The organism is Alteromonas sp. 5E99-2 (assembly GCF_017368475.1).
Classification (GTDB): domain Bacteria; phylum Pseudomonadota; class Gammaproteobacteria; order Enterobacterales; family Alteromonadaceae; genus Alteromonas_F.
In genome coordinates this window covers 14,864-39,594 of the sequence record NZ_JAFNJE010000008.1, presented here as the reverse complement: position 1 = coordinate 39,594, position 24,731 = coordinate 14,864, and the positions used below count along the sequence as shown (strand labels likewise).

The following is a 24,731-nucleotide window of genomic DNA, read 5'->3' as shown; positions in this document are numbered from 1 at the left end:
AGAGTAATGACCATCTAAATTTAAACTAAGTGTAAAACTCCATGCGTTGGCAAATAGAGCAGTATGTTTTTTGTGACAAACACCAGAAACTAGACACAGGTGATAAAACACTTCAGCTAGAACCCATGGTGGCAGAGTTACTGAGTTATTTTTGCCAGCATCCTGAGAAAATATTAAGTAGGGACCAGCTAATTGAGCACGTCTGGCTTGGGCGAATTGTTAGTGACAATGCGGTGAATCGCATTGTCACTAAATTACGCAAAGCGTTTAATGACGATGCCAAAAACCCGACATTTATCGCAACACAACCCAAAAAAGGTTATAAATTTATTGCATCTGTTGCGCCATACAAATTACCTGATTTGAATATTAGTTCACAAAAAGTAATAAGCCCAGCAGCAATAAATAGTGCAACTCATAGTAGGTTTAATACCAAGTATATTTTTTTTATACTCAGCTTAACTTTGATCATTTTTTTGATGTTTAATGGGTTTACTAAAAATATTCAGAAAAACGCCGCTCAGACGCTCGTAAAAGTAAAAGCATTAACTCGAGACAGTGGAAAGGAATCTTCACCTAGGGCCTCTCATGACCAACAATATCTCAGCTATACCGAAATAAAAAATCAAAAAATGCATCTTTGGATTAAATCTCTTAATGACGAGACCCGTGTAGAGATTAATCATGGCAATGCCAACGATACATGGGTTGGGCCCGCATCTTGGAATAAAAATAGCACAAAAATCGTCTATTTAGTCACCACACCAAATAGTTGTGAATATTTCACTAGAGATATTGATGGGTTGAAAATAGGTGCTCCAACTCTTATTCACCAATGCCCTAAAGGAAGTTATGGCAAAATTGAATTCGTGCATAGCGATACTCACTTTATTTATACCGAAGCCCCCCAAGCTAACGCGCCTTATGAATTATTTGAATTAAATACGCTTTCAGGAGAAAAGCGCAAACTTCCTCAACCAGAATTGGTGCTGGGGGGAAATAGCCAGTTTGACGTACATCCGACAGAAAATAAAATTCTAATTTCTTCCCCTGATGAGCAACAATGGGAAGGTTTCTATAGTTTAGATCTTGAGACTAAAAACCTTAAATTATTATTCAAGCAAGACGCATTTATTTGCTGCGGTATTTGGGATCACACCGGTAAAAGAGTTGTGTTAATGGGGCAACATCCAGCTTTTGAATTGGTTAGCTATGACTTAAATGGAAAAGATCCAAAGGTAATTTACTCTGGAATTCACCAACTTCGCTCCCCTCATAGACACACGAATGGTATTGATTATCTATTTGTTTCAGGTCACGTGAATCAAAATATTCACTATTTGGATAATACCAGGAAAGAATATAAAGCACTGATGAGTGCCTCAGTCGACGACCGGCTGGCCGTTTTATCAAATCATGGGAATCAAATAGCATACGTTAGTTTATCATCAGGAACAGAGGAGATTTGGCTTTCAACCTTGCAAGGCAAACAAAAGCGGAAACTTACCCGTTCAAATGACACCCGACATTATTTTGATTTACAGTGGTTCCCAGATGATTCAAAACTCATTGGTGTAACACTTAACGAAATTTACATAATTGATGAGAAGACAGGTATAGATGAAAAGTTAGATTTACCTCAAAACGAATTTAAAGCGGTATCTGTCAGAGATAGTAAAACCATTGCTTTTAGCAAAAAACATGGAGAGCAGTGGCGAATCTTTTTTTATGATCTTCAATCAAATAGTTCACAGATACAATCTAGTAGATGGCAATTTGTCCATTTTGCACCGGACTCAAATGATACTCTGTGGATAGATAAAAATGGTCACGTATTTACTGGCGAAACAGGGTTTCAACAACCCCTTTCAACAATGCCAGATATACAAGATTTATTATTCGGAAAAGTATTCAGCTTTGAAAAACTCGGCAAAAATATAACATGGCAACAGTTTAACTATGGGCATTTTCAACTCTTCGAACGGAATGGAAAACAACCCATAAAGAAACTATTGAAGACAGATAGTAATCACTTTGACTTATCAGCAAAGGGAGTTTTTTACCATAAAATTGAAAATGCCAACGCAGACATATACACCACAATTGATGAAAGTAATAAAAATTAGAACAGGTAAAATACAGTAATGCTATAGCCCTTTGGTAACACTAAATTCGGATGTAGTGTTTTAATGATCCCAACCCCAAAGGAGTATTTTGGGGAATGCCCCATGAAACCACATCAGCAGATCTTGTACATGCTGTGTTAGAAGAAGTCAGTTCTTTTTTATTCGGTGGCTTTGATGCGGTTCGTTCAATACAGACTATTCATGACAGTATTGATGTAATTGGTGGCGGAGCAAAAAGTGTGTACTGGTTGCAATTTTGGCGAATACCTTCGGCATTCCAATAAATTTTGGCGAAGGCGGTAACGTAGGACCAGCCTTCGGAGCAACGAGGCTGGCAAAAATGGAGATAAAGGCTAAAAATTATATAAAAGTAGCTATATGCACAGTCGAAAACAAATAAAAACTAACGTGTAATATGCTTTACAGCACTAAAACCAACAAAATAAGTACACAATAAGGAAAAGCTACGGTAGGACGTGCGGCTTGTTTCAAGTATTCAATCAAAAGACCAACCGTACCCGGGCGGCTTTCGCTGTAACGAGTGTTAAATTGAAAAGGCAATGCTAATTCCGTCTCTTCATCATCAGAAAGGAAAGCTTCTAATTCAAGAAGGCGCACTTCAATTCGCCCTTGAAATGTTTTCCAAATGGCGTCTTGTAGCCATAATACACAAACAAGTAAAACCATCACAAAATGGGTATACCCAAAGATTAGCGATAACGCGGCTAATACAATACTGATTAATTTGATAATTAACGAATAGCATTCATATAAATCGAATTGACCTTGCATAAGTTTCCATTCTTCAGCCAATAAATCTCTAGGTTCGGAAGTCATAGATAATCCTTTTTTTCATTCTTTTTTCATATTTTTACTGATAATACACTACTGAACCCTAGACAGCAGGTTTTGCATTCAATTCCTCTCTTTATAATCCTTGAGGTTTTAACTTTTTGCTTATAGTTCTAGGTTCTTAGTTATTTCCTTTCGCATAAGTAGTTTCACTTGTAAACAAACCCAACTTTCGATACAGTTCGACCAACTTTTGCAAGACAGAATATTATGAATCAAGCACGCGCACATCATCACCACCATAAAGCATAACCTTTCAGGTTTGTGCTGAAAGGTTGTATTCCTTTCAGCGGCGCGCAAATTCATGCTAACCCCTCGAAAGGAAACTTTCGGGGGGTTTTTAGTTGCGCCTTTTTTTATGTGAATATTCAACGTGCTAGCTATTTAAAACATTAAGGACACTAACAATGAGTGATAGAAAAAGGCTACGTATTGCCATACAAAAGTCAGGTCGTTTAAGCGACGAAAGTATTGCATTGCTTAAAGCTATCGGTATCAAATTACAAATACGCGATCGCTTGCTTATTGCACACAGCACCAATATGCCTATCGATTTATTGCGTGTTCGCGATGACGATATTCCCGGTTTAGTCATGGACGGTATTGTTGATTTAGGCTTTATTGGCGAAAACGAGCTTGAAGAAAAAATGCTTGAGCGCCAATCAACAGGTAAGCCCAGTGACTTTATCACACTAAGACGCCTTGATTACGGTGGTTGCCGCCTATCTATCGCAGTTCCAGATGAAATGGACTACACCAGTGTTACCTCTTTAGACAAAAAAGAAGTCGCGACAACCTACCCGTATTTACTTGAGCGCTTCTTCAAAGAAAACAATGTCGACGCCAAAGCCGTAATGCTAACAGGGTCGGTAGAAGTTGCCCCTCGTGCTGGCGTTGCCGATGCCATTTGTGACCTTGTGTCTACTGGCGCAACGTTAGAAGCCAATGGCCTTGTTGAAAAAGACGTGATTTTCCGTTCAAAAGCCGTGTTAATTCAACGTGCAAACGGTGCGCTTGAGGAAGACAAGCAAGACCTTATCAACCGTTTGATTCCACGTATCGATGGTGTAATACAAGCTAAAGAAAGCAAATACATCATGTTACATGCGCCTAAAGCCTACGTAGAGCAGGTTAAAAGCTTATTGCCGGGTTCAGAAAACCCAACAGTATTGTCTCTTGCAGGTAATGACGACGTAGTCGCTGTGCACGTTGTTAGTTCAGAAACCTTGTTCTGGGAAACAATGGAAAAACTCAAAGCGTTAGGCTGTAGTTCAATTTTAGTCATGCCTATCGAAAAAATGATGGGTTAACAATTATGATTACTTGGTCAGCTCTTTCCCCAGCAGAACAAAGCGCTACGTTGGCAAGACCTGCCAACGCAGACAATGTTTCATTGCAAAAAACAGTGGCTGATATTATCGCTCAGGTACAAACCGAGGGCGATAAGGCCGTATTGTCACTGACTCATCAGTTTGATTGCCCTGATACCACGTCCTTGTGCTTGTCCGAGGAACAATGGGATACTCTGGCAAATAGCGTTGATGAAGATGTAAAACAGGCGATTGTCATAGCTTATGACAATATTAAAGCTTTTCACCAAGCCCAGCAGCCTGAGTCGGTTATATTAGAAACTACCCAAGGCGTTGTATGTGAACAGCATTTTGCATCCTTGTCTGCGGTTGGCTTATATATTCCAGGGGGGACTGCACCACTTCCTTCCACAGTATTGATGTTGGGCGTGCCCTCTCAAGTCGCTCAATGCGCGACTCGAGTATTGTGTACTCCACCCAATAAAGAAGGCTTAATTGCCCCTGAAATCGCCTTTGCCGCAAAGCTGTGTAATGTACAAAAAATATTCTTATGTGGCGGTGCACAAGCCATTGCAGCTATGGCCTTTGGCACAGAGACCATCACCAAAGTAGACAAAATCTTTGGTCCGGGTAACAGTTTTGTAACCGAAGCAAAACAACAAGTGTCGCAAACACCTCAAGGTGCGGCTATTGATATGCCCGCTGGCCCATCTGAAGTACTGGTACTGGCTGACGAAAATGCAAACCCTGCTTTTGTTGCCGCAGATTTATTGTCCCAAGCAGAACACGGCCACGACTCACAATCGGTTATGGTATCGAATAGCGCAGCATTGATTGAGCAAACGAAGGATCATGTTGCCACTCAACTAGCTCAGCTAACACGGGTTGATATTGCTTCCCAAGCTATGCAGCACGCTCGCTATATTTTAGTCGATTCAGTTGCTGAAGCGGTGCAAGTGAGCAATCAATACGCACCTGAACATTTAATTGTGCAACTCGACCAAGTATGTGAGTTCTTACCTCTAATTCAAAACGCAGGGTCTATTTTTGTTGGGCCTTGGTCTCCTGAATCTGCGGGTGATTATGCCAGTGGTACAAATCACGTATTACCGACCTACGGCTATTCTAAAAACTACAATAGTTTAGGTTTGGTCGACTTTATGCGTCGATATACAGTGCAAACACTTAGCCAAACTGGCCTTCGTTATTTAGGTCCAGCAATCATGACATTGGCCAAAGCTGAAGGTTTAACTGCCCACGAAAATGCCGTAAAAGTACGACTCGACGCCTTAGAAGACAAGGACAACTGGCATGACTAACTGGTTGGAAAAACTCATAAATACCCACCTTATAGGGTTAAAGCCTTATGAGTCGGCACGACGTTTGTTTTCTGGTGGAAACTACTTTCTTAATGCCAATGAAAGCCCTTTCACTAATAGCTATTCACTGAATGATGAAAGGCTCAATCGCTACCCCGACTGTCAGCCCCAAGCCGTAGTAGAAGGTTACGCGGGCTACGCAGGCGTCCAAACCAATAACCTGATAGTCACTCGTGGAGCAGATGAAGGTATAGAGCTACTTATCCGCACATTTTGTGAACCAGGAAATGACAAAGTACTGATTTGCCCTCCGACTTATGGCATGTATGCCATAAGTGCAGAAACCTGCAATGTCGGTGTTACTAGTATTCCGTTACTGCCAGATTTCTCTTTAGACACAGATGCCATCACAAAAGTTGATGATGTGAAGTTGGTGTTTGTCTGTTCTCCCAACAACCCAACGGGGACACATGTTGATGCAGAACAAATTGAAATTCTGTTACAGCACTTTGCAGGAAAGGCATTAGTTGTGGTTGACGAAGCCTATATTGAGTTTGACGATTCAGCTGGCTGGGCAAGTAAACTCGCTAAATTCGACAATTTAGTTGTATTGCGAACCTTATCAAAAGCCTTTGGCTTAGCGGGTCTTCGTTGTGGCTTCACCTTAGCGCAACCGCAAATTATTCAAAGTTTGATGAAAGTCATTGCCCCCTACCCTGTACCAGAGCCCGTAGCGCAAGTTGCAGCTCAAGCGCTCAGTAAAAAAGGTTTAATGACCCTGACGCAAAACGTCACTACGCTAAAAAACCAGCGCAACGAGTTAGAAAAAGCACTTCAGACTTTGCCGCAAATTCAGCTAGTCGGCGATGCGAAAGCCAACTTTGTCTTGTTTCGATGCAAGCAAAAAGACGAGCTTATGAGCTATTTAGTCGACAATGGCATGCTTATTCGCGATCAGTCAAAACAAGTCAATTTAGCCAATTGCTTACGGGCAACCGTCAGCAATGAAAAAGAACAAACCATACTCATGGATTTGATTACGCAGTTTTATCAAAATCGGAGCAACGCTTAATGAGTGAGCCTATTTTATTTATCGATCGCGACGGTACACTCGTTGAAGAGCCTCCTATAGACAAGCAGCTAGATACACTAGAAAAGCTTGTTTTTGAGCCCAATGTTATTCCCGTACTTTTGCGCTTTCAACAAGCGGGTTACCGTTTAATTATGGTCACCAACCAAGATGGTTTGGGTACATCAAGTTACCCCCAAGAAGACTTCGATAAGCCTCACGCAATGATGATGGCAATATTCGAAAGCCAAGGTGTAAAATTTGACGACGTATTAATTTGCCCTCACTTTCCAACTGACGGCTGCGCGTGCAGAAAACCTCACTTAGGCCTAGTCAAACCCTTGTTGCAGCAAGGTCGCGTTGATTTTGCCAAAAGCTATGTTATTGGCGACCGCGATACCGATGTTCAGCTTGCAGAAAACATGGGAATTACGGGTATAAAATACGACCGTGCCACACTGAATTGGGACGAAATTGCAAATGTCATTTTAACCGCGCCTCGCACGGCCACCGTGATACGCAAAACCTCAGAAACTGATATTAAAATTGACGTTAACCTCGACAGTAAAGAAAAAGGCAGTATTCAAACTGGCATTGGCTTTTTCGACCATATGCTCGACGCGTTAGCCACTCATGGTGGATTTAACCTCAATGTCGCGGTAGACGGTGATTTACATATCGACGATCACCACAGTGTTGAAGATACCGCTTTGGCGTTAGGCGAAGCGCTGAAAAAAGCCTTAGGTAACAAACGAGGCATAGGTCGCTATGGCTTTGTCTTGCCTATGGATGAAATTCGAGCTGAATGTGTACTGGATATCTCTAACCGCCCAGTTTTAGTGTTTAAAGCTAACTTTGACCGTGAACTTGTGGGTGGTTTAGCCACCGAAATGGTAGAGCACTTTTTCTATTCTATTGCCCAGACTATGGGGCTATCACTGCATTTATCTGCATCGGATGGCAATGCGCATCATCAGGTTGAAGGGTTATTTAAAGCCTTTGCCCGTGCCATAGGTCAAGCAATTGCAATTAAAGGCGATGCACTTCCCAGTACCAAAGGAGTGTTGTAATGAGTACCAAAAACATTGTTATCGTCAACACCGGATGCGCCAACATTTCTTCAGTGAAATTTGCACTAGAGCGTCTTGATGTTGCCGTGACTGTATCCGATGACCCAGACGTCATTAGGCAAGCTGACAAGGTGTTCTTACCGGGCGTGGGGACTGCTAATGCCGCCATGACAAGCATTGCAAATAAACAGCTAATCGACGTCGTTCGCTCGCTCACTCAGCCTGTACTTGGTGTATGTTTGGGCATGCAATTGATGGTAGAAACGTCCAAAGAAACCCGCCAAGACAGCATTGAGTGCTTATCGCTAATTCCTGGCGCGGTTGAGCGTATGCAAGTAGGCGATTTACGCTTGCCTCACATGGGCTGGAATACGGTTAAAACAGAAAAAGACAATCCTTTATTTCACGGTATTGCCGAAAATAGTTATTTTTATTTTGTTCATAGTTTCAGTGTTGCCGTTGGGCCTCACACCTTAGCAACCTGCGATTATGGCACACCATTTTCTGCCGCATTGCACAAAGATAATTTCTACGGTGTACAGTTCCACCCTGAACGCTCTGGCGACGCCGGCGCACAACTATTAAAGAATTTTGTGGAGCGCGTATGATCATTCCCGCTATCGACCTCATTGACGGTCAAGTTGTCAGACTTTATCAAGGTGATTACGACCAAAAAACCGCCTATCAAAAAGACCCTGTAGATGTAGTTCATCACTATGCAGATGAAGGCGCAGAATGGTTACATATCGTCGATTTAACTGGCGCAAAAGACCCGTCTAAACGTCAACTCGCTTTAATAAAACGCATGGTCGACACCAAACGTATGCAATTTCAAGCAGGCGGTGGTATTCGCAGCGAAGAAGAAGTCGCGCAACTACTTGAATTAGGTGTATCCCGTGTGGTTATCGGTTCATTGGCGGCAAAGCAACCTGAGCTTGTAGCTGGATGGCTTAAAAAGTACGGCGGCGAAAAAATTGTGTTAGCTCTTGACGTCAATATTAATGACAAAGGCGAACGTATGATAGCCACTCACGGCTGGCAAGAAGACAGTGGTGTAAAGCTTGAAACTCTGCTTAACCAATTGCTAGAAAGTGGCGCAAAACACGTTTTATGCACAGACATAAGCCGAGATGGCACCTTACAAGGTAGCAATGTTGAAATGTACAAGGAAGTGAGTGCACAGTTTCCTTCAGTTCAATGGCAAGCCTCTGGTGGTATTGGTGGCTTAGGCGATATCGATGCTTTAAAACCCACCGGTGCTTCTGGCGTAATTTTAGGCCGTGCATTACTTGAAGGTAAATTTGAACTGTCGGAGGCGATCACATGCTGGCAAGACGCATAATCCCCTGTTTAGATGTTCGCGATGGCAAAGTAGTGAAAGGCGTACAGTTTCGCAATCACGAAATTGTTGGCGATATCGTACCACTGGCACAACGCTATGCTGAAGCCGGAGCCGACGAGCTGGTCTTTTACGATATTACCGCCAGTAGCGACCAAAGAGTGGTCGACAAATCTTGGGTAAGCCGAATTGCACAAGTGATCGATATTCCATTTTGCGTGGCTGGCGGCATCAAATCCGTCGAAGATGCAGGACGAATTTTAGAGATGGGTGCCGACAAAATATCCATTAACTCTCCTGCCCTCAACAACCCAGATTTAATAAACGAACTGCATGATGTTTATGGTCAGCAATGTGTTGTTATTGGGGTAGACAGTTTTTATAACAAAGACACCAATCAATACGAAGTGTATAAGTTTACAGGCGACGAAAGCCGCACCCAGCAAACCAAATGGACTACCCTTGAATGGATAAAAGAAGTTCAATCTAGGGGCGCGGGTGAAATCGTACTCAACTGTATGAATCAAGATGGCGTACGCCAAGGCTATGATATTCAACAGCTAAAAGCCGTACGCGACATCTGCAATTTACCACTGATCGCTTCTGGTGGTGCAGGCGCAATCGAACACTTTATTGATGTATTCCAGCAAGCCGATGTAGACGGCGCACTGGCAGCATCTGTGTTCCATAAAGCGGTGATCAATATGGCTGAACTGAAACAGGATCTTATTGACGCTGGCATTGCCACTCGTCCTATATAAGCCTTGGGCGAATAAAAAGAGACAAAAAATGAAAATTAATAGTACCAATATAGATGCCTTAGCGTGGGAAAAAATGGACAACTTACTGCCAGCGATTGTGCAAAATGCAGTGAGCGGAAAAGTCCTGATGCAAGGGTATATGGACAAAGCCGCAATCAGTAAAACTCTCGACACAAAACACGTTACCTTTTTCAGCCGTTCAAAGCAGCGCTTATGGACAAAGGGTGAAACTAGCGGGAATACGCTAAACTTCGTGTCTATGAGTACAGACTGCGACAAAGACTCCTTGCTCATACTTGCCAACCCCATTGGCCCGACGTGCCATACCGGTGCGGAAAGTTGCTGGTTTGAAAGTGATGTACCCGACATGACTTTTATTGCGGATTTAGAAACCGTATTGGCTGGCAGAAAGAACGCAAGTGCCGATTCCAGTTACACAGCCAGCTTATATGCCAAAGGCATCAAGCGCATTGCCCAAAAAGTGGGTGAAGAAGGCGTTGAAACAGCTCTTGCCGCAACCGTACACGACCACGAAGAGTTGAAAAACGAAGCGGCCGATTTGCTATACCACTTAACGGTTCTGCTACAAGCCAGTGACATGTCGCTGTCTGACGTTACCGACGTACTTAGGCAAAGACACCAAAAATAAGTGATATAAATTCACTTCTAATCTGTTATCAAGGCCTTACTTTTTGATATTCTATGAGCTTAAAGACTTTTAAGTTTTATATAAAAAAGCCTACCCTCATTGGGGGTAGGCTTTTCATTCTAGTAATTAAAAGCTTATTTAGGCAGCTCTAGTATTTCTACTTTGTATCCTAGCGCTTCAAATTCTGGTTTTAGTGTTGTTGCATCACCCACTACTAACTTCGCCATAGTGTTGAAATCTAAGTGCTTTTTAGCAAGTGCATTAAATTCTTCAATGGCTGTGTTTTGAATGATATCAGCTTGAGTTTCAGTGAAATCTTTTGGCAAATTATATTCAAGAATATCAGCCATAAAACCTAGCTTTTGATTTGGCGTTTCATAGCTTAATGCATCTCGTTGACCTACCGCATTTTGCATAAATGCTAGCTCGTCTTGTGTCATGCCTTTAGCTTGGTATGCCGTAATTTCTTTTTTGAATTCAACAAATGAATCATCTGTTACATCGGCTCTTACCGCAGCAGATGCCATAAAGATACCGCCTTCTTTATCACCACGGAATCCAGCACGAGCACCATAGGTATACCCTTTATCTTCACGCAAATTAAGATTAATACGGCTATTGAACGCACCACCCAAGTTAAAGTTCATCAAGTCAGCTTTAAAGAACTCGCCAGTGAAATCACGAGGTAGGCTTTGTTTGCCTATACGAATAACCGATTGCGCAGCGCCCTCTTTATTCACCACATACACAGTATCTGGGTTAACCTTTACACTGTCGAACTTACGATTAAAGGTTTTCGGTGTGCCTGTCCAGCTTTGCAGTACTGACAACGATTTTGCAACGTCTGCTTGTGGTAAATCACTCACCACAATTAATTGGCTGGTTTCCGGCAAAATGTAATCGGCATAAAACCCTTTCACATCGTCTTGAGTTATATTCGTGACGCTAGACAATGTGCCAGCTTCAGATACACCGGCAATCGTATTGCCAAACAATAAGGCACTCCACCCTTCTGCTGCCAACGCATTAGCATCTTTTCGGGCATTTTGAATATTTTGTAATGTCTGACCTTTAATTCGATTAAAGTCTTCATCGTTAAAGGCAGGTTTAGTCAGCTTTTCTAGCACTAAGGCCATAGTTTCATCGAGGTTTTTCGACAAAGTGCTTACAAAGACATTGGTATAAGCACCACCAGCACTAATGCGAATACTACTGCCTAGCTTTTGCAGTGCCAAGCTCATGCTTTCATTGCTGCGCACAGTGGTCGCTTCATTTAATAAAGACGTAGTGATATTCGCCAAACCTGCTTGCGCAGGTGTATTGGCTAAATGTCCAGCTGGTATTTTTAACAACAAGCTTGTTGTAGGTGTTTCTAAGCTTTGCGTACCTAATACCGAAATACCATTAGTTAAACTCTTTTCCCAAAAATCTGGAATAGTTACTAGTGGGTTAGCACCGGCTTTAGGCTGTACGCTACGGTCAAAATCATCCGTTGCTTCGCGCACATTCAATTGCGAAGCATCAGTTGTAGACTGCTCTGTGAAGTCTCTTTTCGGTAAAACAAAGGTATCTTCGTGAGCTATGGTATCTAACTTGCCATTAGGCACAACGCTTAGAATAACCGAAGGTTTGTCTTTTAAATAGGTGTTGTATACGCGAACAACATCGTCTTTAGTAACCTCGTTATAACGGGTTATGTCTTTGCTAATATAGTTAGGATTACCCGTAAAGGTTTCATAAAAGGCTAACTGGCTTACCTTTCCACGTACAGACTGCAAACCAAATACCGTATTTGCTTCCCGTTTTGCCTTCACTTTTGCAAGGTCGTCGTCGGTAACGCCACGTTCTTCAAACTCTTTGAATGAGGCACGAATAACTGCTTCCAATTCCGCTAACGTCTTACCCGCAGCCGGATTAGGTAGCGCAAACATAAAGAAGTTACAAGCGAGTTCTTGACAAGAGTGGGAAACCTGAGATTGGACGGCTACACCGTTTTTCACCAGATTTTTATACAATAATGATGTTTTACCTACACCTAAAATTTCAGCTAACAAATCTAATGCTGGTTCATCTTCGTGACGAGCATAAACCGTAGGAAACGACATCACAACAGCTGGTAAGTGAATGTTGTCTTCCATCGAAATATAGCGGTTTTTATCTAATGTCACTAAAGGCTTAGGGGCATTTTCCACTTCTGGTCCACGAGGAATAGAACCAAAGTAGTGGTTAATAAGTGCAAGTGTTTGCTCTGGGTTTACCGCTCCGCCAACAGTTAATGTCGCGTTGTTGGGTCCATACCAACGCAAGAAGAATTTTTTAAGGTCGTTAACGTTAACGCGATTTAAATCTTCAATAAAACCTATGGTTGGCCAAGAATAAGGATGACCTTCAGGGTATAGCCCCATTGATATAGTTTCAAAAACACGGCCATAAGGCGCATTATCAACCCGTTGTCCTCGCTCATTTTTTACGGTTTCGCGTTGAACTTCGAACTTCTCTTGAGTCACTGCATTTAACAAAAAGCCCATGCGATCGGCTTCTAACCACAACATTTTTTCAAGTTGGTTCGCTGGTACTGTTTGAAAATAGTTTGTGCGGTCGGAGTTGGTTGTACCGTTTAATGTACCACCCGATTCAGACACTATTTTAAAGTGCTCTTCATCACCTACATTTTCTGAGCCTTGAAACATCATGTGTTCAAAAAAGTGTGCAAATCCAGAATTGCCCAAATCTTCTCTTGCCGAGCCTACATGGTAAGTTACATCAACGTGTACAAGAGGATCTGACTGGTCTTCACTCAACACAACGGTTAAGCCATTAGCCAAACGGTACTTTGAATAGGGAATAACAATTTCATCGCCTTGGCGAGAAACCTGCTCAACCAGTGTAATACCTGCCGGCAAACTTATAGCTTGGTTGGTAACTGTGTCGTCGGTTACTAACGAGGGGTCATTTACGGTTTGATTGTGGCACGCAGACAATATGACTGCTGTACCTAATGTGATCCACTTTTTCAATATTACATCCTCAATGAAACAAATATAGAAAGTCTATGATTGGAAAACGAGTTAGCACTATTCTACTTGTGTCTAACTATTACGGCATGGTTCAAAATGTAAGTAAGTGTTGCAACTTACGTTAAATAGAAACGGTTGATGCTTGAAAATCACTTATGACGATTGATAGTTTATTAAACCATATCAGCTAAAGATTTACTGCCCAGCGCGTTCAAAAACGCCTGATTAGCTAACTCCAAATGCCCTTTTAAGTCACAGGTACCATCAAGCACGCAGTTATCACAATCCGCAGGACTTAAAGATGGCTCAAAATCTTCAATAACTTGGCGAATACATATATCAAATGCATCTTTACCCAGCTCTACTCCACCATGGCGCCCTCGGTAACTTTTGATATAACCTAACTGGCTCAACTTATTCACTATTTTTGTTAAGTGATTAAGTGGAATAGCGTATGCCGTCGAAATTTCTTGTACTAAAACTCGCTTTCCACTGTCCTGTTTGGCTAGGTATATCAAAGTACGCAGCGCGAAATCTGTTTGCTTAGTCATTTTCATAACTCTCATTGTAACAAAAAAAAACATTTTTAAAGATGCATTTTAAATGTATGATTAAAGATGCATTTTAAATACACCTTTAATTAACCTTCAGGAAAGTGAAATGGAAAATATTAATACACAAGTACTCAAAGCCGTAGAAGACGCCTTTGTTGTTTCTAAAACTGACTTACAAGGTAACATTACCTACGTAAACGACTTATTTTGTACCCTCACGGGTTTTGCTCGTGAAGAGTTAGTTGGACAACCACACAGTATTGTGCGTGATCCATCAATACCTAAATCTGTTTATAAACATATGTGGGATACCATTCAAGCAGGTGACATTTGGACAGGCATTATTCCTAACAGGGGTAAAGGTGGGGCGTTGTATGTTGTAGACACAACAGTGCAACCCATAAAGAATGATTCAGGTGATATTGTTGAATACATTAGTGTACGTCGTGTTATCAACGACCTAATGGGCGATTACGATAGCGTAGAATTTTCCAAAGAACAATTTGACGACTATTACGATTAGTTATTATCAGTTGCCGCCAAAAAAAGCGGTGACAACTCAAACTAGGGCTGCTTATTTTAACGGGTTTCATACAGAAGAAATAAGCTCTCTCAATTTTACGTAGCTCATTATGCCCAATATATATATCGCGTATGGTTCCGAATCAGGTAACTCACTTCGTTTAGCCCACACGCTAAAAGAAAAATTAACCACCCACGGGATGAGTACTTTTGACATCACATCAATCAACGATTGTGCCGTTTCAACATTATCTAAAGACGACATCTTATTTTTGGTGACGAGTAGCTTTGGCGATGGCGAGCCTCCGGCCAATGCCGCGACTCTTCATCAACAATTACTCGCAAACATTAGTGTTGAATGCCAATTTGCGGTATTTGGATTAGGCGATGTTTCGTACCCTAAATTTTGTGGTTTTTCTATAGAGCTTAATGAGTTATTAACGAAAAGTGGCGCAACTGCTATTGCTCAGCGGGTCGATGCCGATGTGGATTACTTACCTTTTTTTGAGCAATGGTCAGACGCTATTATCAAGCACCTATCAGGTCATCCAGAACCATTAAAAAAGCTAACCTTGCAAGTCAAACCCTATGACGAAAAGCACGCATTTTCCGCTAAGATAAAATCCATAACTCCCTTAAACAAAGGTGACTTCCCCGCATACGATATCAATTTTGATATTGCCAACAGCGGCATTAACTATTTGGCAGGCGACTTACTCTATGTGTTGCCTCCGGTAAATCCATTAGCCATAGAACGCGTTGTTTTATTTTATGGAGTAGTCAGTGATTCTCAACGTAAGCTGTTAGCAACAAAAGAACTTAAGCGACTAAATAAACCTCTCATAAGAGCCCTAGCAAAAATCACCAACAGCAAAGCGTTAAAAGCACTCACAAAAATGAGCGCCACATCGCAACTGACCGAATATTGTTATGGCAGAGACTTAGCCGACTTGTTAACAGATTATTGCTCTATTGAGACACTCCCTCTTGATGAGCTATTAACTGTGCTGGCAGAACCATCGCCAAGAGCTTATTCAATTGCATCTTGTGGTAAAGCATCGGCTGATACCGTGCGGATATGTATTAGGGAAGTGAATTACTATCGGGGCGCGCAGCAATACACAGGTACGGTAAGCCATTTTTTAGCAAAGAGTAAAGTGGGTTCTCGTGTTAATATTTACACCCGCTCTAACCCGCATTTTCATTTGCCTGATGATACGAAAAAACCACTAATTTTAATAGCCGCTGGTGTCGGCATTGCACCTCATATTGGCTTTTTAGCAAGTAAGCGACAGGCAGACACTCACCTATTTTTTGGCGAGCGTTATGCAAAAAATGATTTCTTTTATGAAGATGAGTTAAAGCATTTTATAGACACTAAACACTTAACCCACATTCATACGGCTTTTTCTCGAGATCAAACTCAAAAAATGTATGTCCAAAATAAAATACGAGAGCAAGGGGAGTTGATTTGGGCGCTCATACTTCAAGGTGCGGAAATCTACATTTGTGGAAGTAAAGCAAAGTTAGATAAAAGTATTGACAGTGAACTCACTGATATCGCTATTAAGTTCGGCGCTATGAGCGAGTCAAACGCAAAACAATGGTTACTCCAATTAGTTAGTGACTCACGCTATCACAAGGATTTGTATTAAATACAAATCCTTAATTAAAAACAGAAAAACAAGCAGCTGTCATCACAGCGACTTCCAATAAACAAGTGACAAATTCGCCACTGCTAATGTAATTAGCGCAATAAAAGTCAATAACATACCGCACTTTCTCTGCCACCCTGGTAACACATGTTTACGCAAGCCATAGGCATGTAACAAACGCCCTACTAATAAAGTAATTGCAGTTCCATGAAGAAATGCTGAATAGGTCGTATTTAATTCTAAGCAAATTAACAACAGTAAACATAAGGGTACGTATTCAATAAAATTACAATGGGCGCGAATAGCGCGGTTTAGTTCATCAATATTACCATCGCCTAAGCTTATTCCGCCTTTTGTTCTTTCTTTAATAACCAACACCGATAAATAAAAGTAACACAGACCAAATAGTCCAGCGTAAAAGGCACTAACAGGTAATATCATGGTTCTTCCTTATAATTAAATTAACACCAAGCTTCAGCTTAGCTGTGATAATTTGTTACCATAACACGCATTAAGCCTATACAAATATAAAAAGGACGTACCGTGATAAACATTGCTTTTGTTCATAGTGTCGCAAAAATTGGTGGCGCAGAGCGTGTATCACAAATGCTAATGGAAGGGCTTGATAAAAAAGTTTTCCAACCTAGTTTAGTTTGTCCTGAATCAGGGGATTTTGAACAATGGGCTTTAGAACGAAACATCCCTTTTATGGTAATGCCGATTCAACAACCGGGCTTATCCAATCTAATTGCGACCCTAAAGCAAGTTGGTCAGTGGGTAAAATGGTTACGGCGCAATAATATTTCGGTTATTCACACTGCAGACCCCTATTGCACTCGTGCCGTGGTGATTGCTGCCAAATTAGCAAAGGTAAAAGTGTTATCTCATTACCATTTTCCTTTCCAATTTAACCACCTCCAATGGCTATTCAAAGGTTTGCCTAAACCCGATGTATGCGCATTTTGTAGTGAAGATTTACAAAATGAAGTCGGCACTCACATTGCCAAAATTAACCCTAATATTGCCCTACAATGTATTCATAACGGCGTAGATATCACACGGTTTTCTCCAATAGATAAAGCACCATCAGATACCATCCATATTGGTATAGTGGCAAACCTGCAAGAACGAAAAGGCCACGATGACTTTATCGATATGGCGGCAATACTCGCCAACAGCGGTGAAATTACCAAAAAGCACAGTTTACATTTTCATATTATCGGTGGCGACATTTTAGAAGCACCACGAGAGCCTTTGCTAAAAGAAAAAGTACAACAGTTAGGGTTAGCCGACATCACCACCTTCCATGGCCAAATTCCCGATGTATTGGCGCAATTAAATCAGCTCGACATTCTTGTGTGCGCATCCCATCAAGAAGCGTTTCCTATTGCAATCCTAGAAGCCATGGCAATGAAAAAAGCCATTGTAAGCACCAATGTTAATGGTATTCCAGAAGCAATAATAGACGGCGAATCAGGCTTATTAGTTAACCCTCATCAACCAAGTGAGTTGGCGGATAAAGTTAGCTTGTTAATTAAGGATGAAAAGCAGCGTCAAAGCTTAGCTGAAAACGCCAGAAACCGGGTTGTACAGCATTTTAACTTAACTGTTTTCGTGAAGCGTTTTAGTGATTTGTACCAGTCGATTAAATAAGCTCTCGCAATTCTCAATAAACCATTTAAGCCAGAGAAATGACAACCTCCTTCTCTCAATATCACTTTGGATGCTTAAAATAAATACAAAACAAATGTAAAGGTAAACTTACAAACTATAACAAAACTATCCTTTTGTTTAATTTGTGTTAATCAATTAACCCTTTAGTTCAACTCCACGTTGAATTTTTAAACTGTCATAGAGCTCTTTAATTATTAGGCTTACCCTGTTATTTGTAATAAGAATTCACCTTCCCCTCAGAAATAACGTTACATTTAATCTTCATACCAAAAGCATTTTCTTAACATTTCAAGGGGTTTTTCTAATTCCTGTAGTTACCTTTTCTGCCATTCTGATATCTGATAGCGTTTTAAGTCCCATGAAATAAAAATTTAATTGTAATTTAATAATAAGTACATGGGTGATTAGTCAAGGAAACAACATCAATTGGATTTTGGAGCAGACAGAATGAAAAAATCTACACTAGCAAAAACATTAGAAAAAATATTAATAAGCTCAGCTATCACAAGTGGAATTATTTTAGCTGCACCGGTTCTAGCTCAAGAAAGCACAGCAGAGTCGGCAGAAGAAGAAAAGTCAGTTGAAAGGGTCAGTGTTACTGGTTCTCGATTGCTAAGAAGAAGTATTGGTGATGACACTATTCCAGTAGTAGAAGTATCTTCAGAAAAAATAGAACTCCGCCAATACACTAACCCAATTGAAGCTCTTGAAGAGCTTCCTTTTGTAGGTGCAGGTACCAACATTCAAGGAAACAATACGCAATTTGGTGATAACACGGCTAACCCCGATTTGCTTAACCTCCAAACGAACCGAACGCTCACTCTTATTAATGGTCAGCGTTTTGTAAGCTCCAACCAAGCAACAGTTTTTGTACCTGGGAATGCAAATGGAGCTCAAGTTGATTTATCTCTGATCAACCCTTCGTTAATTGACCGAACTGAAATAGTGATAGGTAGCGGCGGTAGTGCGACTTATGGCGCAGATGCAGTAGCCGGTGTCGTCAATATTATATTAAAAGATGATTACGAAGGCGTGGAAGCAACAACACGTTACGGTGTAACTGACCGAGGTGACGGCGAGAACTTTCGATTTAACATTCTTGCAGGTAAAAATTTCAAAGATGGCCGTGCGAATATTACAGGTTCATTCGAATATTTTAAGACGAATCTGGTTCAAGCTAATAACCCAAGTAGGTTGGATGGACAACAAGCAGCTGAAATTATAAATCCATTCAACGTCAATGGTGAGGATGGGCTTCCCAGTACTGTATTTGTTCCTGGTTCAACTAATCCTCTAAATGCTCCAGGTGGATTATTGGTTAGTGGCGGAGTTCTCGGTGGCTCGTCCAATACTCAATTCTTTCCTACGGCTTTAAATGATGCATTCACTGCGGCAGGCTTAGGATCACCGTTTGATTTTGCTCAAACTGCCGCGGGTCAAGCTATTGATCCAAACTTGTTCGTTGGCACCTTTTCTCCAACAGGTACTTTCTTAACAGTACCTAATACCGATCCTAACACAAGTGCTTTTTTACCCAATCGCGCAGTACCTCTTGGCTTTGATAGCAATGGTAATTTAGTTAACTTTAATATCGGCAACATAACACCACCTAACGCAGCGGATCAAAATACAGTTATTGGAGGAGATGGTTTACCTATTGGTATATTTGACAACTTGCAATCAGAGCAAGAAAGATTTTCAGTTAATATACTTACTCGTTTTGATATTACAGATAATATCACTTACAAAGGCGATTACTTTTATTCCAAAATTGATAACGTTTCTATCCAAGCACCGTTAAACAATACGCCTCTGGGAGGCACAGCCGGCGGTACTCGAGCGATACCAGTTTTCATTGATGAAAACCCTTTCCTAAATGACCAAGCGAGAGGTGTTATCGATGAACTAGTTGGAGAAGGCTTGGTTGTTGATGAAATTAACGGCTCACGCGCGTTGTATTTAAGTCGTTCGTTAGCAGACATTTCTGGCCCTAGTTTCGAGGGAAGCTCTACAGACTTTTTCCGTACCAGCCAGAGTGTGACCGGTGACTTTGAAGTAAAAGAACGTTTCTTTAATTGGGGCGTATCTGGCGCCTATGGCCGCGTAGAAACAGATAACTTTGCAGAACAACTTTTTGACATTGAGTTTGCACTAGCAACTGACGTTGTATTACAAAATGGCCAAGCTGTGTGTCGACAACAAACATTAGACTCTCCAGAAGCGATTGATATTCGTAACCCCGGATTATCTTTTATAAATACCACGGTGAGCTTAGTTCCAACACAAGCGCAAGTTGACGCCTGCCAGCCGTTAAACCTTTTTGGTGAAGGCGCTCCTTCTCAAGAAGCCATTGATTACGTAACAACATCGAGCGATTCAACTAATGTTAGCGAACAACTTTACCTTAATGCTCAGTTTGGTGGTGACGTTTATGAATTACCTGGTGGTTGGGCGGTATTTAGTACTCAAGTTGAATATCGTAAAGAAGAAAATGAATTTACCCCAGGAGAGACTTTCGCAAGTGGCTTGGCGCGAAATACAACAGGGCAAGGCTCAGTTGGTGAAGCCGAGTTTGTGGAATATGGTTTAGAGCTATCTATTCCTATTTTTGGTGGCGACTTTACATTGCCATTTGTCGAAAGCCTAGTTTTAGAAGGTGCAGTGCGAAGAGTTGAGAGGGATGGTGAAGGTGGCCCATTCAATTTAACGTCTTCATCTGAAGACGACGTATTTAACCTAGGACTTAGATGGAAACCTATCGACGATTTAACGTTGCGAGGAAGTATATCTAGTGCAATTCGTTCGCCGTCAATTGTTGAATTATTTGGTGCAGGTATTACGGGATTTTCTACATTAGGGCGAGCGGATGGCAACCCTTGTGACGAAGACGTTATTGATTCAGGTCCTGCGATTAGAAGAACAAACTGTGAAGTTTTTGTCGAAAGTTTAGGGCTTGACGTTTCGGTACTTGAAGGCTTCCAAGCTCCCGGTGGTGCAGCACCTGCAGCTGGCGCTAGTAATCCAGGTTTAGAAAATGAAGAGTCTGACTCATGGACAGCAGGCTTTGTTTATACACCAGCCTTTATTAAAGGACTAACCGTTAGTTTCGATTATTATGAATTGGAACTAACCGGAGAAATTGGTTTAGCTGGGTTAGGTACTGAATGTTTCGATTCTCCCACCTTTCCAGAAGCACTTGTTGGTGGGTTTGATGCATGTAATGCGTTGGTTTTTGCGGTTGAAGACCCGAATAACCCAGGATCGTTTATTGTACCCAGTGTTAATCCTGTAAATGGACAGCCAGTTAACCCTGTCGCAAACCCCGGTACACCAGCTCAGGATCAACAAGCACTTACGTCTACTTTTTCGTTTTTTCCAACCCTTAACCAAGGTTCAACGAAAGTTCGTTCATATTACCTTACTGCGGATTATGGGTTTGATGCTGGAAGTTTAGGCGCATTTCGCGTAAATGGGTCAGCTTATAGACTGCTAGAGTTCTCTGAAACTGCAGCAGGAAATACAAATCCTCGTGACGGTGAAGACGGCGATGCAGAGTGGAACACGGTACTCACAGTGAGCCACCAATTTGGCGCGTTATCTCATAACCTACAATGGTTCTTTACATCATCAACAGTAGACGATGTTCAAACTGATCCTTCGACGTTTTCTGAATTACCCGCAGACTTTAGAAGGCCATCATTTAATGTACTAAACTACAGTGCACGTTATGCGATTAACGAGAACCTTACAGCTCAATTTGTGGTAAATAATATTGCTGATAGAGATTTTAACCCTACCCAATTCGAAACATTAAATTCTTTAGGAAGACGATTTTCGGTTGGATTAACAGCTAAATTCTAGTCATCTGACTTATTGACCTATAACAGGTTATAACAAAAGGCTCTGCTAAATAATAAAATTATTAGCAGGGCTTTTTTTCGTCCTCATAAAAGTTTGTACCGAAACTAGCTCAAGCAGTATTTCTTGTGGTGCTGGCATGAAAAATTTCACCATTAAACTGGTGTTCGAAATGGCTAGAGAAGTTGTCGAGCAAGCTCAGTTTCAAAAGACAGAGCATATTGCCTTGTTCAATGCTTTGTCAAAACCAGCTAAACCTAGTGATGAATTAAAAGGCGTACACTCGGTAAGAGTCATACTATTCTTAATTAACATGTACAATCATGTTGATGGCTATTTGATATAGTCACTTTATTTGACATAACAATGACTGCTGTTTTGTGGCTATGGTCACTAAAGTGCAGCAAACAATCTCAAAATCAAACTTTAACGTTCATGCCCTTCAAGTAATGATAAATATAAAAAATCGGTAGAACAATGCTGATGATACATTATGCCTTAAGCAGATATCAGGCATTTCCTTGGTCGGAGCAGAATTAACTTTTTCCTTTGACTTTTTCTTTAGCATATAAATAGCCGAACCATGTTGCTATTATGCAAATAAAAATGAGCATTAGTCCGCTTTCATTCTCAAAAGAAAATGGCAGTAATTTGAGAATCCCAAGCGCCAGAATTAACGACGCGAGCAAACAGAATAAGCGCTTAACAGTTAGCTTTATTCTTGTTCGAAAAATCATAGATATAGTCTCCTTGGTTGACTGAGGCATGACTACTTCAGTCTTTTCCTTAGTCTGGGCATAATTCCCTTTACTCTCTGTGACAAACTACCAATAACCTGATTTTGAACTAGCTAGCAGAAATAAAAAGTGATCTAAAGAACGGTTAACGTGGGTGTCCAATATGAGTTTTTTCAGAAAGAGCAAAAGCCAATGACCTTAATGTGTTCGACTACCTCGAGCATTGCTTAGCGCAGATGAGCCACAATGATCCAAACATTCATTTTTCATCAACTTGTTTTGCAGAATTAGCAAAACTTACTTTGATCTTTAAAGATTAAGTATTTTCTTCCATATAGAAAAAAATGGATAAAAATACAAAAGCACTAATAAATGTTAATACCAGAGATTTAACATCAAGCTCTCTGGAAAACCATCCTTTTTTCCAGAACTCGGAAAAATTTCCTATTGCAACAAAAACACAAATGATTGCGAGCGACAATAAAACTATAGCTAAAGGGCTATTCATTTAAAACTCCTAACATACAAACTCGTCACAACCTGATCTAATGAAGCCTTGTCAAAACTCATAATCCAGATTAGTTGCCTTATTTAAACCCTTACGTTTAATGTCATAATATTTCTATCACGTCAAAATCCAAACCTATTAATTGTGCGGCTTGCCAGTTTTCTTTAAAGCATTCCTACTTCGCTATCGACCAAAAGCATAACGCAAAAACCTTTATCTAAGGCCAAGGTGTTGTTCTGTTGATAAATTGCTAGAAAAGCCCTAAAACGAAAAATGCCGTTTATATTCAGTAAACGGCATTTCATTTTTAAAGCTTTAAGTAATCAGTATACTTAAACTAATAAGCTCTTTAATTGTGCGCTCACAGTTTCAACGGCTTGAGTACCGTCAAGTTTGTGATATTGACATGCGCCATTCGTTGCTTCTTTTTGGTAGTAAGCAACAAGGGGCTCTGTTTGTTCGTGGTATACACCTAGACGAGAACGTACTGTGTCTTCTTTATCGTCGTCTCTGAATACAAGATCTTCGCCAGTTTCGTCGTCTTTCCCTTCCGCTTTCGGTGGGTTGTAAACAACGTGATAAACTCGACCAGAGGCTGGGTGAACACGACGTCCACCGATGCGTTCAACAATAATTTCATCAGCTACGTCAAATTCAATAACGTGATCTACCGCAACACTGGCTTCTTTCATTGCATCCGCTTGAGGAATAGTGCGAGGGAAACCATCCAGTAGAAAACCGTTTTCGCAATCGTCTTGCGCAATACGCTCTTTTACCAAACCGATAATAATATCATCAGAGACCAGATTTCCTGCATCCATTACTTTTTTAGCTGCAAGTCCCATTTCTGTTCCGGCTTTTATCGCCGAACGAAGCATATCGCCCGTAGAAATTTGAGGGATACCGAATTGCTTCATTAAAAATTGCGCTTGGGTGCCTTTTCCAGCGCCTGGCGCGCCAAGAAGAATGATACGCATACAGACTGTTCTCCGTCCTAATTATCAAATTGTCGAACTTTACACATTAGACCACCAGCTAGCAAGCTATGGGGGCAATAAAAATGATTAAAAGCACTGACAAGTCAGTTCTAACACAAATTTTGGTGACTCTATGGGGCCAACATCTGAAAATGAAATCGATTCACTTACCCAATGATAGCCTAATTCAATGGATATCAGTTTATACTGATATCCTGCTTTTATATTTGCGTACTGGTAATCGAATTGATTGTTTAAATCAAAGTGTCCCAAGGTAGCACGCCAGAAACTTTGAGATGAAATTGGGCGAGAGTAAGACGCTTCTAGGGCAATGGAGCGGCTGTCAGTTGCGTAATAATCATCTGACACATCAAATCCAAATCCAAAACCTGATGAATGGGATGATTGGACGGTAAGTTCATTAAAATCCCACTCTCGAGCGGCACCAACAAAACTGCGCCTTTTAATATAAATGCCAGTAAACCAATCTTCATTGATCGGATGTTCCCAGCCTAAATACCCATCGACATTTCGGTGTCTTTGTCTTAAACCGTCGTTTTTTGCATCGCGAAAAGCTATGCCTGATACCCATGAGGATGAAAGCCGATATTCCGCATTTATTCCGAGACTAGGGTTTTCGCCAGTTTCACTCAGACCGTGATAAATCCAGTCCGACGAAAGCCTTGCATAAACAGATAGGTGTTCATTAGCAGCTGCGTATTTTGCAAACACAG

Annotated in this window: 22 protein-coding genes and 1 other annotated feature; of the genes, 15 read left to right on the top strand and 7 right to left on the bottom strand. The window is 41.1% G+C overall.

All coding sequences use genetic code 11. The features are described 5' to 3' along the window. Nucleotides 1-41 precede the first annotated feature (41 nt). Together J3L16_RS09770 and J3L16_RS09765 are read left to right on the top strand one after the other, a co-directional pair. Complete coding sequence (locus tag J3L16_RS09770; protein WP_207612795.1) at nucleotides 42-2,126, top strand: transcriptional regulator; 2,085 nt, start codon at nucleotides 42-44, stop codon at nucleotides 2,124-2,126. A 95-nt stretch (nucleotides 2,127-2,221) separates the two neighbouring features. Next, a complete protein-coding gene (locus J3L16_RS09765) occupies nucleotides 2,222-2,410 on the top strand; it encodes a hypothetical protein (protein WP_207612794.1) in 189 nt (62 codons plus the stop codon). Between the two features lie 136 nt (nucleotides 2,411-2,546). On the opposite strand, the gene J3L16_RS09760 is transcribed toward J3L16_RS09765, so the two are convergent. Continuing rightward, nucleotides 2,547-2,963, bottom strand: coding sequence for a hypothetical protein (locus tag J3L16_RS09760; RefSeq protein WP_207612793.1), 417 nt, complete (start codon nucleotides 2,961-2,963; stop codon nucleotides 2,547-2,549). A 242-nt stretch (nucleotides 2,964-3,205) separates the two neighbouring features. Next, nucleotides 3,206-3,323: a sequence feature (His leader region), on the top strand. A 62-nt stretch (nucleotides 3,324-3,385) separates the two neighbouring features. Here J3L16_RS09760 and hisG point away from each other — a divergent pair. The 8 genes from hisG to hisIE are packed head-to-tail and all read left to right on the top strand — an operon-like array spanning nucleotide 3,386 to nucleotide 10,495. Next, complete coding sequence (hisG, locus tag J3L16_RS09755; RefSeq protein WP_207612792.1) at nucleotides 3,386-4,288, top strand: ATP phosphoribosyltransferase; 903 nt, start codon at nucleotides 3,386-3,388, stop codon at nucleotides 4,286-4,288. A gap of 5 nt (nucleotides 4,289-4,293) precedes the next feature. Continuing rightward, nucleotides 4,294-5,607, top strand: coding sequence for a histidinol dehydrogenase (hisD, locus tag J3L16_RS09750; protein ID WP_207612791.1), 1,314 nt, complete (start codon nucleotides 4,294-4,296; stop codon nucleotides 5,605-5,607). After that, nucleotides 5,600-6,679: a histidinol-phosphate transaminase gene (gene hisC / locus J3L16_RS09745; protein ID WP_207612790.1), complete on the top strand. Its 1,080-nt coding sequence runs from the start codon at nucleotides 5,600-5,602 to the stop codon at nucleotides 6,677-6,679. Before hisD ends, hisC begins: the two co-directional genes overlap by 8 nt. Next, nucleotides 6,679-7,746: a bifunctional histidinol-phosphatase/imidazoleglycerol-phosphate dehydratase HisB gene (gene hisB / locus J3L16_RS09740; RefSeq protein ID WP_207612789.1), complete on the top strand. Its 1,068-nt coding sequence runs from the start codon at nucleotides 6,679-6,681 to the stop codon at nucleotides 7,744-7,746. Before hisC ends, hisB begins: the two co-directional genes overlap by 1 nt. Then, nucleotides 7,746-8,354: an imidazole glycerol phosphate synthase subunit HisH gene (gene hisH / locus J3L16_RS09735; RefSeq protein ID WP_207612788.1), complete on the top strand. Its 609-nt coding sequence runs from the start codon at nucleotides 7,746-7,748 to the stop codon at nucleotides 8,352-8,354. The genes hisB and hisH overlap by 1 nt, the downstream gene beginning before the upstream one ends. After that, nucleotides 8,351-9,088, top strand: coding sequence for a 1-(5-phosphoribosyl)-5-[(5-phosphoribosylamino)methylideneamino]imidazole-4-carboxamide isomerase (gene hisA / locus J3L16_RS09730; protein ID WP_207612787.1), 738 nt, complete (start codon nucleotides 8,351-8,353; stop codon nucleotides 9,086-9,088). The genes hisH and hisA overlap by 4 nt, the downstream gene beginning before the upstream one ends. Then, nucleotides 9,070-9,846, top strand: coding sequence for an imidazole glycerol phosphate synthase subunit HisF (gene hisF / locus J3L16_RS09725; protein WP_207612786.1), 777 nt, complete (start codon nucleotides 9,070-9,072; stop codon nucleotides 9,844-9,846). The genes hisA and hisF overlap by 19 nt, the downstream gene beginning before the upstream one ends. Before the next feature lie 28 nt (nucleotides 9,847-9,874). Continuing rightward, nucleotides 9,875-10,495, top strand: coding sequence for a bifunctional phosphoribosyl-AMP cyclohydrolase/phosphoribosyl-ATP diphosphatase HisIE (hisIE, locus tag J3L16_RS09720; RefSeq protein WP_207612785.1), 621 nt, complete (start codon nucleotides 9,875-9,877; stop codon nucleotides 10,493-10,495). Nucleotides 10,496-10,629: 134 nt separating this feature from the next. On the opposite strand, the gene J3L16_RS09715 is transcribed toward hisIE, so the two are convergent. Together J3L16_RS09715 and J3L16_RS09710 are read right to left on the bottom strand one after the other, a co-directional pair. After that, entirely contained in the window at nucleotides 10,630-13,512 is a 2,883-nt protein-coding gene (locus J3L16_RS09715; RefSeq protein ID WP_207612784.1) for a pitrilysin family protein, read from the bottom strand. A 173-nt stretch (nucleotides 13,513-13,685) separates the two neighbouring features. Then, nucleotides 13,686-14,063, bottom strand: coding sequence for an Rrf2 family transcriptional regulator (locus J3L16_RS09710; protein WP_207612783.1), 378 nt, complete (start codon nucleotides 14,061-14,063; stop codon nucleotides 13,686-13,688). A gap of 109 nt (nucleotides 14,064-14,172) precedes the next feature. On the opposite strand from J3L16_RS09710, the gene J3L16_RS09705 reads away from it, so the two are divergent. Both J3L16_RS09705 and J3L16_RS09700 read left to right on the top strand, forming a co-directional pair. Further along, on the top strand, nucleotides 14,173-14,589 hold the full coding sequence (locus J3L16_RS09705; RefSeq protein WP_207612782.1) for a PAS domain-containing protein: 417 nt from the start codon (nucleotides 14,173-14,175) through the stop codon (nucleotides 14,587-14,589). Between the two features lie 109 nt (nucleotides 14,590-14,698). After that, nucleotides 14,699-16,243 (top strand): sulfite reductase flavoprotein subunit alpha, encoded by a 1,545-nt coding sequence (locus J3L16_RS09700; RefSeq protein ID WP_207612781.1) that lies wholly within the window; start codon nucleotides 14,699-14,701, stop codon nucleotides 16,241-16,243. Between the two features lie 42 nt (nucleotides 16,244-16,285). Here the strand turns inward: J3L16_RS09700 and J3L16_RS09695 are convergent, their stop codons facing one another. Continuing rightward, nucleotides 16,286-16,684 carry an MAPEG family protein gene (locus J3L16_RS09695; protein WP_207612780.1) on the bottom strand — a complete coding sequence of 133 codons (399 nt, stop codon included), beginning with the start codon at nucleotides 16,682-16,684 and terminating at the stop codon, nucleotides 16,286-16,288. Between the two features lie 102 nt (nucleotides 16,685-16,786). On the opposite strand from J3L16_RS09695, the gene J3L16_RS09690 reads away from it, so the two are divergent. The 3 genes from J3L16_RS09690 (at nucleotide 16,787) to J3L16_RS09680 (ending at nucleotide 22,121) form a co-directional block, all read left to right on the top strand. Then, nucleotides 16,787-17,896: a glycosyltransferase gene (locus J3L16_RS09690; RefSeq protein ID WP_207612779.1), complete on the top strand. Its 1,110-nt coding sequence runs from the start codon at nucleotides 16,787-16,789 to the stop codon at nucleotides 17,894-17,896. A 468-nt stretch (nucleotides 17,897-18,364) separates the two neighbouring features. Beyond that, nucleotides 18,365-21,778 carry a TonB-dependent receptor gene (locus J3L16_RS09685; RefSeq protein ID WP_207612778.1) on the top strand — a complete coding sequence of 1,138 codons (3,414 nt, stop codon included), beginning with the start codon at nucleotides 18,365-18,367 and terminating at the stop codon, nucleotides 21,776-21,778. A gap of 136 nt (nucleotides 21,779-21,914) precedes the next feature. Beyond that, on the top strand, nucleotides 21,915-22,121 hold the full coding sequence (locus J3L16_RS09680) for a hypothetical protein (RefSeq protein ID WP_207612777.1): 207 nt from the start codon (nucleotides 21,915-21,917) through the stop codon (nucleotides 22,119-22,121). 707 nt (nucleotides 22,122-22,828) lie between these two features. Here J3L16_RS09680 and J3L16_RS09675 read toward each other — a convergent pair. From J3L16_RS09675 to J3L16_RS09665, 3 genes are all read right to left on the bottom strand, one after another. Further along, the gene (locus tag J3L16_RS09675) at nucleotides 22,829-23,020 is read right to left on the bottom strand and encodes a hypothetical protein (protein ID WP_207612776.1); all 192 of its coding nucleotides are present in this window, start codon (nucleotides 23,018-23,020) and stop codon (nucleotides 22,829-22,831) included. Between the two features lie 332 nt (nucleotides 23,021-23,352). After that, on the bottom strand, nucleotides 23,353-23,997 hold the full coding sequence (gene adk, locus J3L16_RS09670) for an adenylate kinase (protein WP_207612775.1): 645 nt from the start codon (nucleotides 23,995-23,997) through the stop codon (nucleotides 23,353-23,355). Between the two features lie 87 nt (nucleotides 23,998-24,084). Continuing rightward, a complete protein-coding gene (locus tag J3L16_RS09665; RefSeq protein ID WP_207612774.1) occupies nucleotides 24,085-24,729 on the bottom strand; it encodes a hypothetical protein in 645 nt (214 codons plus the stop codon). Between the last annotated feature and the right edge of the window lie 2 nt (nucleotides 24,730-24,731).